Below are 12529 nucleotides of genomic sequence, written 5' to 3'. Positions count from 1 at the left end.
GCGGCTCGTGAGCACAAGCGCGTATCGCTATCGGGCAAACGCCGGCTTCCTGACCGGGATCGTCATGGCCGCAACGCCGATCACGACAAAGGCCATGCCCAACCATGCCGTTGGCCCCAGGCTTTCGCCGAGGAAGACAGCACCGATGCCGACGCCGATCGGTACGCGCAGATAGGCCTGCGACGTCGTGCCGACCGAACCCAGCGTGTGGATCAGGCGAAAATAGATGACGAAGGCCAGCGCGGTTGAAAACACCGACAGGCCAAGCAGGGCCAGGATCGAGGCCATCGAGGGTGTCAGCGTCCATGGCTGGTCGACCAACAGGCTGAGCGGCACCAGCATGACCGCGCCGCACAGCATCGAACCGGCGGCCGGCAGCATCGGATCGAGGCCCTTGAAGCCGCGGCCGAAGATCGCCGCACCCGCATAGCAGATCGTTGCCACGACGATGGCGACCTGTGCCCACAGTTCGTGACCGAGACCACCCAGCGCCTGCGTGCCGACAATGAAGCAGATGCCCGCCATGCCGGCGCCGACACCGATCAGCTTGCGCGCCGTCACCGACTCATGGCGGGTGATGAGCGCGGTGAAGACGAAGGTGAAGATCGGCGAGGTCGCGTTGAGGATCGTGGCCAGGCCGGCATCGACCGAGCGCTCGGCGGCGGCGATCAGCGTGAATGGTATGACGCTGTTGAGGCATGCCTGGAAGGCGAAGCGGCGCCAGCTTGCCGCATCGCCCGGCATGGCCAGCCCGCGCCAGCGGATAATGGCGAACAGGATGCCGCCGGCGATCAAGGTGCGGGCGGCGATGAAGGTGACCGGCGGGATCGTCTCGACGCCGATCTTGATGAAAGTGTAGGAGGCGCCCCACAGCACCGCCAATACGGCAAGCAACGCCAGGTCGATGGTCTTGTCGTTCTTCGCGGACATGGGCTTGCCGTCTTCCGGTGCGGTCGATCCGGCCCGATTTGTAGGCAATGCGGCGATGAAACGCTTCGTCCACGGTCGAATTGTCGTAGCGCCTGGCTGTTGGCGCCCTGTTCAGGGGCGATCCCGTCAAAGTTGAGTGTCATGCTCTAGGCAAAGCTGTCGTTAATCGCTAAACCCGCGCCCGGCCAGCGTGGCAAGAAGCCGGCTCGGGTTTTGGCGGAGATATTGATGCCGGATTATGACGTGCTTTGCATCGGCAATGCCATTGTCGACATCATCGCCCAGTGCGAGGAGGAATTCCTCGAAACCAACGGCATCATCAAGGGCGCGATGAACCTCATCGATACGCGGCGCGCCGAACTGCTCTACAGCCGCATGGGCCCGGCGATCGAGGCCTCCGGCGGCAGCGCAGGCAACACGGCGGCCGGCGTCGCCTCCTTCGGCGGACGCGCCGCCTTCTTCGGCAAGGTCTCCAACGATGCGCTGGGCGAAATCTACGCGCACGACATCCATGCGCAGGGCGTCGCCTTCGACACCAAGCCGCTCAAGGGCGAGCCGCCGACGGCACGCTCGATGATCTTCGTCACTCCCGACGGCGAACGCTCGATGAACACCTATCTCGGCGCCTGCGTCGAACTCGGCCCCGAGGATGTCGAGGCCGAAAAGGCATCGGGCGCCAAGGTCACCTATTTCGAGGGCTATCTGTGGGACCCGCCGCGCGCCAAGGAGGCGATCCGGCAGACGGCCAAGCTGGCGCACGCGGCGGGCCGCGAAGTGTCGATGACGCTTTCGGATTCGTTCTGCGTCGACCGCTACCGTGAGGAGTTCCTCGAGCTGATGCGCTCGGGCACGGTCGATATCGTCTTCGCCAACAGCCACGAGATCAAGTCGCTCTACCAGACATCGTCCTTCGACGAGGCGGTGGCCAAGATTCGCAAGGACTGCAGAATAGCCGCGGTGACCCGTTCTGAAAAAGGCTCGGTCATCGTGCGCGGCGACGAGACCGTGGTCATCCAGGCGACGGCGATCCGGGAACTGGTCGACACGACGGGCGCCGGCGATCTCTACGCCGCCGGTTTCCTGCATGGCTACACGCAAGGCCGCGACCTCAAGACCTGCGGCGACCTTGGCTCCCTGGCCGCCGGCCTGGTGATCCAGCAGATCGGCCCAAGGCCAAGGCAAAATCTGCGCCGCGAGGCGGAACTGGCCGGGTTGCTGTAACCGCAAGCTCGGCGCTTCTGTTGTAAACAGCCGGCCGCGCCGCAGCCCTTCGCAGGCTCAGTGCGTTCGAAGCTCGAAAAGCCAAGCAATTGGCTTTTCGTTCGCTGCGCGGACCGCCTCTCACCGTCGCGTGACTGTCACAGATCGCTCCTACACGAAATTGAGAGCCTCCCGTGACTGACATTTCGGGGGCCCGCAGTCAGATGGGGTGTTGAAAGATGCAAGACAGCAAGCTGTCGGGCGGTGCGTTTCGTTGCCGCCATGATTTCCGTTTTCCGCACTAGAAATTCAGCGATCGGCCGCGGCTGAGGGGAGAGCGCGCGCGGCCGGAAGACAGATGCATGAGCAGATTTCAGATTAACGGTCTCGGACAGGACGACTTCGCGGATATGGTCGCGGAGGATGTCGAGCGCGCGCTTGCCCATTATGACGAGGCCATCAACCAATCCACCGTGGTCTCTGTCGGCAAGATCGCCGGCAGCATAGCATCCGCCGTCACCTTGCTGTCGCCGAAACACCAGAGGGCCATCGACGCCATCCATGCCGACCTTCCCGGCCTTGCGTCGAAATTCGTGCGCGCGCTGGCAGCGGAAGCCGAGCGCCGCAGCGAAGCCGGCACTGCCGGGGCCACGAGCCCTTCGACGGCTTTGCTGGCCGATGAGCCGCTTCCTCCCCCGCCACGGTCCGACGACCTCGAATCGATGCTGATCGAGGACTGGGCCGGCCGTGTCGCCGGTTCGACCTACCTCGAAGAAAATCTGGGCATCGCCCGCTCGACCCTGCATCGCTGGCAAAGGCGCGGCGACGTCATCGCCTTGCGCAAGGGCGGCCGCAAACACGTCTTCCCGCTGGCGCAGTTCGTCGACGGCAGGCCGGTCGCGGGCATAAGCGACGTGCTCAAGCAGATCGGCAATCCGAGGCTGGCGTGGTTATGGCTGACACGCCCGGCGGCACAGCTCGACGGGCGCATCCCAATCGACCTGTTGCGTGCTGACGAGGTCTCGGACGTGGTCGAGGCGGCGCGGGCGTTCGCGCCGGGCTGAAGCTCTCATCCGCTGCGCGGACCGCTCCTCAAGTCCCCGCCGTGTATGCCGCGATCACCGCCATGTTGACGATGTCGCTATCCTTGGCGTTCAGCGAGACGATCTGGACCGGCTTGTTCAAGCCGACCAGCAGCGGGCCGATGACCGTCGAGCCGCCGAGTTCCTGCAGCATCTTGGTCGAGATCGAGGCCGAGTGGAAGGCCGGCATGACCAGCACATTGGCCGGGCCGGTGAGGCGGATGAACGGATACTGCGCCATGGCGCGGGCGTTGAGCGCGACGTCGGCGGCCATTTCGCCGTCATATTCGAAATCGACGCGGCGCTTGTCGAGGATGCGCACCGCTTCCTGGACGCGTTCGGAGCGTTCGCCCTGCGGATGGCCGAAGGTGGAATAAGCGAGCATGGCAAGCCTCGGCTCGTAGCCCATGCGGCGGGCAAAGCCAGCCGCCTCCTCGGCGATGTCGGCGATCTGCTCGGCGTTCGGCATGTCGTGCACGGCGGTGTCCGCGACCAGCACGGTCTTGCCCCGCGCCAACACGATCGACACGCCGATGACGCGGTGGCCGGGTTTGGCGTCGATGACGCGCCTGATATCGTCGAGCGCGGTCGAATAGTTGCGGGTCACACCGGTGACGATGCCGTCGGCGTCGCCCAGCGCCACCATGCAGGCGGCGAAGTGGTTGCGGTCGTTGTTGATCAGGCGCTGGCAGTCGCGGAACAGGAAGCCCTTCCGCTGCATGCGCTCATAGAGATAGTCGGTGTAGATGCCGTTGCGGCGCGACAGCCGGGCATTGATGATCTCGATGCCTTGCTTGTTGAGGTCGATGCCGGCGTGCTTGGCGTTTTCCTTGATGACATCGTCGCGGCCAAGCAGGATGGCGGTGCCGAGCCGCTGGTTCACATAGGAGACGGCGGCGCGCATCACCTGCTCCTCCTCGCCTTCGGCGAAGACGATGCGCTTGGGCTGGCGGCGCACGCGGTCGTAGATGCGCTGCAGGGTCGAAGCGATCGGGTCGCGGCGGGCCGACAGTTCCTGTGCGTAGCGGTCGAGATCGAGGATCGGCTTGCGGGCGACGCCCGAATCCATCGCCGCTTTGGCGACGGCCAGCGGAATGGCCGAAATCAGGCGCGGGTCGAACGGCACCGGAATGATGTAGTTGGGGCCGAATTTCGGCCGATTGCCCTGATAGGCGGCGGCGACGTCGTCGGGCACGTCCTGGCGCGCCAGTTCGGCGAGCGCCCTGGCCGCGGCGATCTTCATGTCGTCATTGATGGTGGTGGCCCGCACGTCCAGCGCGCCGCGGAAGATGTAAGGGAAACCGAGCACGTTGTTGACCTGGTTCGGATAGTCCGAACGCCCGGTCGCCATGATGGCGTCGGTGCGGATCTCGGCCACTTCCTCCGGCGTTATTTCCGGATCGGGATTGGCCATGGCGAAGATGATCGGGTTCTTGGCCATCGACTGCACCATGGCGGTGGTCAGCGCGCCCTTGGCCGAGAGGCCGAGGAAGACGTCGGCGCCGTCGAGCGCCTCGGCGAGGCTGCGCGCGTCGGTCTTGACCGCATGCGCCGACTTCCACTGATTCATGCCTTCGGTGCGGCCCTGGAAGACCACGCCCTTGGTGTCGCACAGGACGATGTTTTCCGGCGCGAAGCCCATCGCCTTCATCAGCTCGATGCAGGCGATGCCGGCGGCACCCGCGCCGTTGCAGACCAGCTTCGTGGTCTTCATGTCGCGGCCGGTGACTTCCAGCGCGTTGATCAGGCCGGCGGCCGAGATGATGGCGGTGCCGTGCTGGTCGTCATGGAAGACGGGGATGTCCATCAGCTCGCGCAGCCGCTGCTCAATGATGAAGCATTCCGGCGCCTTGATGTCCTCGAGGTTGATGCCGCCGAAGGAAGGACCGAGGAAGCGCACGCAATTGATGAACTCGTCGGCATCCTCGGTGTCGACCTCGAGGTCGATGGAATCGACATCGGCGAAGCGCTTGAACAGCACCGCCTTGCCTTCCATCACCGGCTTGGAGGCCAGCGCGCCGAGATTGCCGAGGCCAAGGATAGCGGTGCCGTTGGAGATGACGGCGACCATGTTGCCGCGCGTCGTGTAATCGAAGGCCCGGCTGGGGTCCTCGGCGATGGCGCGCACCGGCACGGCGACGCCAGGCGAATAGGCGAGGCTCAGATCGCGCTGCGTCGTCATCGGCTTGGTGGCGACGATCTCAAGCTTGCCTGGCCGGCCCATGGCGTGGAATTCGAGCGCTTCCTGCGCGCTGACGGACGGACCGCTGTTCTCGGTTTTCCTGGCCATGATGCTTTTGATTTCCTCGCCGGTGCAGCACCTCCTTGAAGCGGGTGCTTTGTTTCGGTCCGAATTAAGACCACGCGCCGCCGCGTGTAAACCGCCACCACGCCTGAATCGCGGATCGCATGGGAAATTGCGGGCACTTCTCGCCTCGGTCTTCCCCTGCTTTTCGATGACCCGGCATTAAACCCGGCCATCACATCTGCTAGCGTGCCGGGCCATGAACATGCACAGCCCCAACGAGCCCGACGTCCCCGAGGTGATGACGCCGCCACAGCCCGGCACGGCCGCAGTGACACCGATGATGGAGCAGTTCATCGAGATCAAGGCGGCGAACCCGGATTCGCTGCTGTTCTACCGCATGGGCGATTTCTACGAGCTGTTCTTCGACGATGCCGAAAAGGCGAGCCGCGCGCTGGGCATCGTCCTGACCAAGCGCGGCAAGCACCAGGGACACGACATCCCGATGTGCGGCGTGCCGGTGCATGCGGCCGACGATTATCTGCAGAAGCTGATCGGCCAGGGGTTCCGCGTCGCCGTCTGCGAACAGATCGAGGATCCGGCCGAGGCCAAGAAGCGCGGCTCCAAATCGGTGGTGCGCCGCGACGTGGTGCGGTTGGTGACGCCGGGCACGATCACCGAGGACAAATTGCTGGCGCCGTCGGAATCAAGCTTCCTGATGGCGCTGGGGCGGGTGAAGGGCGGGGCGGACCATTCGTTCGCGCTGGCCTGGATCGACATCTCGACAGGCGCCTTCCGCGTCGCCGAGACCACCGCCGACCGGCTGCTCGCCGACATCTTCCGTGTCGATCCGCGCGAGCTGATCGTCGCCGAACCGGTGTTTTATGATCCGGAGCTGAAGCCTGTGTTCGACGTGCTCGGCCGCGTCGCCAACCCGCAACCGCCGTCGTTGTTCGATTCGGCCTCTGCCACCGGGCGCATCGCCCGTTTCTTCGAGGTGGCGACACCGGACAGTTTCGGCACGTTTTCGCGGGCGGAACTGTCGGCGATCTCTGGCGCCATCGCCTATGTCGAGAAGACGCAGAAGGCCGAACGCCCGCCGCTGTCGCGCCCTGAGCGCGAAGAGCAGGGCTCGACCCTGTTCATCGATCCGGCGACACGCGGCAATCTCGAGTTGCTGCGCACGCTGTCCGGCAACCGCGAAGGCTCGCTGTTCAAGGCGATCGACCGCACGGTAACCGGCGGCGGCGCAAGGCTGCTCGCCGACCGGCTGATGGCGCCGCTGACCGACCCGGCGGCGATCGGCGCACGACTGGACTCGGTGTCGTTCTTCCGCTCCGAAACGCGGCTTTGCCAGGCGGTGCGGGCGAGCCTGAAAAGCGTCGCCGACATGCCGCGCGCTTTGTCCAGGCTGGCGCTTAACCGCGGCGGCCCGCGCGATCTCGGCGCGTTGCGCGCCGGCTTCGAGGCGGCGGGCGCCATCGCCGAGACCTTTGCCGCGATCGCCCTGCCCCAGGAATTGGCGGCCGCACTTGCCGCCATTCATGCCTTGCCCAAGCCGCTTGCGCAGCACCTGACGCAAGCGCTTGGCGACGAACTGCCGCTGCTCAAGCGCGATGGCGGCTTCGTTCGCGGGGGCTACCACCCGGAACTCGACGAGATGCGGGCGCTGCGCGACGAGTCGCGAAAGGTGATCGCCGCGTTGGAACGCTCGCTGATCGAGGAGACCGGCATCCGTTCGCTGAAGATCCGGCACAACAACGTGCTGGGTTACTATATCGAGGTGACCGCCAACCACCACGCGGTCATGACCGGCAGCGATGGCGCCAAGGCGCGCTTCATTCACCGCCAGACCATGGCCAATGCCATGCGCTTCACCACGACCGAGCTTGCCGAACTCGAGACCAAGATCGCCAATGCCGCCGACCGGGCGCTGAGCATCGAACTGGCCGCCTTCGATGCGCTGACGGCAGAAGCCGTCGGCGAGGCGGAAAAGATCCGTGCCGGCGCCGACGCGCTTGCCGCTCTCGACGTGTCGGCGGCACTCGCGCTGCTTTCTGAAAGCGAAGCCTGGTGCCGTCCATTGGTGGATTCGAGCCTCGCCTTCGATATTTCCGGTGGCCGGCATCCGGTCGTCGAACAGGCGCTGCGCCGTTCGGGCGAGGGACCGTTCGTCGCCAATGATTGCGATCTCTCGCCAGAGGGGAGCGCCAAGAACGGCGCGATCTGGCTGCTGACCGGCCCGAACATGGGCGGTAAATCGACCTTCCTGCGGCAGAACGCGCTGATCGCGATCCTGGCCCAGACGGGCTCCTTCGTGCCGGCGGTATCGGCTCATATCGGTGTCGTCGACCGGCTGTTCTCGCGCGTCGGCGCTTCGGACGACCTGGCACGCGGCCGTTCGACCTTCATGGTCGAGATGGTCGAGACGGCGGCCATCCTCAACCAGGCCGGCGATCGGGCGCTGGTGATCCTCGATGAGATCGGCCGCGGCACCGCCACTTTCGACGGCCTGTCGATCGCCTGGGCGGCGGTGGAGTATCTGCATGAGAAGAACCGCTGCCGGGCGATCTTCGCTACCCATTTCCACGAGATGACGTCGCTGGCCGGCAAGCTGGCGCGGCTGCACAACGTCACCATGCGGGTCAAGGAATGGGAGGGCGACGTCGTCTTCCTGCACGAGGTCGGCAAGGGTGCGGCCGACCGTTCCTACGGCGTGCAGGTGGCACGGCTGGCCGGCCTGCCGGAAGCGGTGGTGGATCGGGCCAAGGAAGTCCTGCACCAGCTGGAAGAAGGCGAGGTTTCCGGCAAGACCAACCGGCTGGTCGATGACCTGCCGCTGTTTTCCGTGGCGATGAAGCGGGAGGCGCCGAAGCCGCTGAAAAGCGATGCGCTTGGCACTGCGCTCGGCGAGATCAATCCCGACGAGATGACGCCACGGGAAGCGCTGGAAGCGCTGTACCGGCTGAAGGGATTGGCCGGCAAGTAGTCAGATCATCTCCAGCCCGCGCTTGCGGATCGGCGGGGGGAAGGCGCGGTCGAGATCGGCGAGGTCTTCGCCCGTGAGCGCGATGTCGAGCGCGGCGACGTTCTGGCGGACGTGCTCCTGGCTGCTGGCCTTCGGGATGGCGATGACGCCGTCCTGATGAATCACCCATGCCAGGGCTATTTGCGCGGCGGTCGCATTGTGGCGGGCGGCGACCGCATCGAGCCTGGCATTGCGCGCCAATGCGCCCTGCTCGACCGGCGAATAGGCCATCAGCGGAATGCCGCGCTGCCGGCTCCAGGGCGCCAGATCGAACTCGAGGCCGCGACGGACCAGATTGTAAAGCACCTGGTTGGTCTGGACGTTGCCGCCATTGGCAACGCTGACTAAGTCTTCCATTTCCTTGGTGTCGAAATTGCTGACGCCCCAGTGACGGATCTTGCCGGCCTTCTTAAGCGCCTCGAACGCCTCGACCGTCTCCGCCAACGGCACGCTGCCTGGCCAATGCAAGAGATAGAGCTCGATGCGGTCGGTGCGCAGGCGCTTCAGGCTGTTCTCACAGGCGCGCTGCACACCCGCGCGCGAAGCGTTCGACGGTAGAACTTTCGAGACCAGAAAAGTCTCGTCGCGGCGCCCGGCAATGGCCTCGGCGACGACTTCCTCGGCGCCACCGCTGGCATACATTTCGGCGGTGTCGATCAGCGTGATGCCGAGATCGAGGCCAAGCTTGAGAGCATCGACTTCCGTGGAGCGACGGCGTGGATCCTCACCCATCTTCCATGTGCCCTGGCCGAGAACGGGTATGGCCTCGCCAGACGGCAACGCGATGGTTCTGACGCTCGACGGCATGGCAGGCTCCAGTTGAGGCCCGATCGCATCACAGGCCGGACGAGAAATCCAGAGCGTTCTCGCCGCAGCCTACCTTGCGATGCCTCGAAAGCTCTACTTCACCGGATGGGCGGCAAGCCAGTCCTGCATCTGCTTGATCTCGGCTTCCTGGGCGGCGATCACGCCTTCGGCCAGCTTGCGGATCTCCGGGTCCTTGCCGTTGGCGAGCTCGACCTTGGCCATGTCGATGGCGCCCTGATGATGCGGGATCATGCCGCGAACGAAATCGACGTCGGCATTGCCGGTATATTGCGATGCCATCATGTCGGCATGCATCTTGTCCATCGCCGCCTTGTAGCCTTCGGTCGAAGGGCTGGTCGCGTCCGTCGACATGCCGGCCATGTCGTGTTTCATGTCTTCGCTCTGCGCCGGAACGGTTTCGAGGAAGACGGCGAGCAGCATTCCAGCCGCCATCAGCAAAAGCACGAGTTTCTTGGCCAAAGTCATTCATGGTCTCCTGTTACTTCGGTTTCGTATTTGGGGGTTTGGATCAGAGTTTCAACGTCCGCAGACGCAATGCGTTGGCGATGACGGAAACGGAGGACAGGCTCATCGCCGCCGCCGCCAGCATCGGCGACAACAGCATGCCGGTGAGCGGATAGAGCACGCCGGCGGCGACCGGCACGCCGAGCACGTTGTAGAGGAAGGCGAAGAACAGGTTCTGGCGGATGTTACCGATCGTCGCCTGGGCGAGTTTACGGGCCCGGACGATGCCGTTGAGGTCGCCCTTGACCAAAGTGATGCCGGCGCTTTCGACCGCGACATCGGCGCCGGTGCCCATGGCGATGCCGACATCGGCGCTGGCCAAGGCCGGTGCGTCGTTGACGCCGTCGCCGGCCATGGCAACACCGGCGCCCCTGCCGCGCAATTCCTCGACCAGGGCTGCCTTCTGTTCCGGCAGCAAACCGGCACGAACCTCATCGATGCCGAGGCTTTTGGCGATCGCCTTGGCGGTGCGCTCATTGTCGCCGGTTGCCATGATGATCCTCAAGCCGCTGTCATGCAGCGCCCGGATCGCCTCGGCGGTGGTGGCCTTGATGGGATCGGCGACGGCGACGATGCCGGCCAGCGTCTTGCCGGCAGCGACAAACATCACCGTCTTGCCTTCAGCCTGCAGCGCCTCCGTCCTGCTGGAGATGGAGGCGATGTCAATACCGAGATCGGCCATCATCGCCGCATTGCCGAGCGCGACTTTCTGTCCCGACACGGTGCCAAGAACGCCCTTGCCGGTGACCGCCTCGAAATCGCTGGCCTCCGCGATCTTCAGGTCACGGGAGCCGGCGCCCTCGACGATTGCCTCGGCAAGCGGATGCTCCGAGCCTTTTTCCAGCGCGGCGGCAAGCGCCAGCAATTCATTCTCAACCATGCCCCCGGCAGCGACGACATCGGTCAGTTTCGGCCGGCCTTCGGTCAGCGTGCCCGTCTTGTCGACGATCAGCGTGTCGACGGAGGCGAAGCGTTCAAGGGCGGCGGCTTCCTTGATCAGCACGCCGGCATGCGCCCCGCGCCCGGTGGCGGTCATGATCGACATTGGCGTGGCGAGGCCGAGCGCGCAGGGACAGGCGATGATCAGCACCGAGACCGCCGAGACGACGGCGAAGATCAGACTGGGCTCGGGGCCGAAGACCGCCCAGGCCATGAATGCCACGATGGCCACAAGGACGACCGCCGGGACAAAGTAGAAGGAAACGCGATCGGCCAGGCCCTGAATGGGCGCGCGCGAACGCTGTGCCTTGGCGACGAGTTCGACGATGCGAGCAAGCGTGGTCTCGGCGCCAATGCGCTCGGCACGCATGATCAGCGAACCGTTCTTATTGAGCGTGCCGCCGGTAAGGGCGTCGCCTTCGGCCTTTTCGACCGGCAACGGTTCGCCCGTGATCATGGATTCGTCGATGGAAGAGCGGCCTTCGAGCACGGTGCCGTCGACCGGCACGGCATCGCCGGGCCGGATGCGCAGGCGATCGCCGGCCTTGACGCTGTCCAGCGGCACGTCGGTCTCGGAACCGTCTTCGCCGATACGCCGCGCGGTCTTCGGCGCCAGATCGAGCAAGGCACGGATCGCCGATCCGGTCATTTCGCGGGCGCGCAATTCCAGAACCTGGCCGAGGAAGACCAGCGCGACGATAACCGCGGCGGCCTCGAAATAGACCGGCACCGCGCCGCCATGGCCACGAAACTGATGCGGAAAGATGTCGGGGAAGAGCGTGGCGACGACGCTGTAGAGATAGGCCGCACCGACGCCGAGCGAAATCAGCGTCCACATGTTGGGGCTGCGGTTGACGACCGACTCCCAGCCGCGATGGAAGAAAGGAAAGGCTGCCCAGATCACCACCGGGCTTGCCAGGACCAGCTCGATCCAGACCTTCGTGCGATCGTCGACCAGGCCTTCCAGCGACAGGCCGACCATCGGCGCCATGGCGATGATCAGAAGCGGGATCGACAGGACCGCGCTGACCCAGAGCCGCCTGGTGAAATCGACCAACTCGGGATTTGGCCCTTCATCGCCGGATGGTACGCCCATCGGCTCCAGCGCCATGCCGCAGATCGGGCAGGAGCCGGGCTTGTCGCGGACGATTTCCGGATGCATCGGACACGTGTATTGCGTGCCCTTGAGTGCCTGCACCGGCGCCGGCCTGTCGCTGAGATAGGTTTGCGGTGCCGCCTCGAATTTCGCCTTGCAGCCGGCGGAACAGAAATAGAAGCCCTGGCCTTCATGGCGCACGAAATGCTTCGCCGTCGAGCGGTCGACGCTCATGCCGCAGACCGGGTCGGTGGCCGTCATGTATCTTTCCGGCTCGGCCTGGAATTTCGTGCGGCAACCTTCACTGCAGAAATGATAGAGGCGGCCGCCGTGCTCCGATGTCGGCTTGCCGGCGTCCGGATCCACGGTCATGCCGCAGACCGGATCGCGCAGAACGGCCGTATCGGCACCCTTCGGCGCGCAACAGTTGCCGTGCGCGCCATGTGAATGGTGATCGCCGCGATGGTCATGGTCTGAATGCGTCATTCCAGGAATGCCTCTATCCTCTGCCTGTTTACGGAGGTAGTGCTTCCAGTAACTGGAAGGTCAAGGGCTGTTTTGATTTTTCGTGTTTCCAGATCCAGCCCCGGGCTGTTCGCCCCCGAAAAAACCCTCATTCCGGAGCGCGGCCTGCTAATATATATGCCGGTTATATAAGCAGATCCCTCCAACACGAT

General features: G+C 64.8%; 8 protein-coding genes. 3 read left to right on the top strand and 5 right to left on the bottom strand.

What is annotated here, in order from left to right:
- Window positions 1-27: 27 nt before the first annotated feature.
- The gene (locus AC1VON_RS07775; protein WP_483121345.1) at window positions 28-930 is read right to left on the bottom strand and encodes an EamA family transporter; all 903 of its coding nucleotides are present in this window, start codon (window positions 928-930) and stop codon (window positions 28-30) included.
- A 228-nt stretch (window positions 931-1158) separates the two neighbouring features.
- Between AC1VON_RS07775 and AC1VON_RS07770 the strand changes: the two genes are divergently transcribed.
- Both AC1VON_RS07770 and AC1VON_RS07765 read left to right on the top strand, forming a co-directional pair.
- Complete coding sequence (locus AC1VON_RS07770) at window positions 1159-2151, top strand: adenosine kinase (RefSeq protein ID WP_483121343.1); 993 nt, start codon at window positions 1159-1161, stop codon at window positions 2149-2151.
- Window positions 2152-2492: 341 nt separating this feature from the next.
- Window positions 2493-3194 (top strand): antitoxin Xre/MbcA/ParS-like domain-containing protein, encoded by a 702-nt coding sequence (locus tag AC1VON_RS07765; RefSeq protein ID WP_483121341.1) that lies wholly within the window; start codon window positions 2493-2495, stop codon window positions 3192-3194.
- 28 nt (window positions 3195-3222) lie between these two features.
- Here the strand turns inward: AC1VON_RS07765 and AC1VON_RS07760 are convergent, their stop codons facing one another.
- Window positions 3223-5502: an NADP-dependent malic enzyme gene (locus AC1VON_RS07760; protein WP_202324783.1), complete on the bottom strand. Its 2280-nt coding sequence runs from the start codon at window positions 5500-5502 to the stop codon at window positions 3223-3225.
- Window positions 5503-5716: 214 nt separating this feature from the next.
- On the opposite strand from AC1VON_RS07760, the gene mutS reads away from it, so the two are divergent.
- Window positions 5717-8446, top strand: a complete 2730-nt coding sequence (gene mutS / locus AC1VON_RS07755; protein ID WP_483121338.1) for a DNA mismatch repair protein MutS — start codon at window positions 5717-5719, stop codon at window positions 8444-8446.
- On the opposite strand, the gene AC1VON_RS07750 is transcribed toward mutS, so the two are convergent.
- From AC1VON_RS07750 to AC1VON_RS07740, 3 genes are all read right to left on the bottom strand, one after another.
- Window positions 8447-9292: an aldo/keto reductase gene (locus AC1VON_RS07750; RefSeq protein WP_483121336.1), complete on the bottom strand. Its 846-nt coding sequence runs from the start codon at window positions 9290-9292 to the stop codon at window positions 8447-8449.
- Between the two features lie 93 nt (window positions 9293-9385).
- On the bottom strand, window positions 9386-9778 hold the full coding sequence (gene copM, locus AC1VON_RS07745; RefSeq protein ID WP_483121333.1) for a CopM family metallochaperone: 393 nt from the start codon (window positions 9776-9778) through the stop codon (window positions 9386-9388).
- A 43-nt stretch (window positions 9779-9821) separates the two neighbouring features.
- A complete protein-coding gene (locus AC1VON_RS07740; protein WP_483121331.1) occupies window positions 9822-12338 on the bottom strand; it encodes a heavy metal translocating P-type ATPase in 2517 nt (838 codons plus the stop codon).
- Between the last annotated feature and the right edge of the window lie 191 nt (window positions 12339-12529).

The organism is Mesorhizobium sp. HAY1-8B, assembly GCF_056868045.1.
This window is presented reverse-complemented; position numbering and strand designations above follow the sequence as displayed.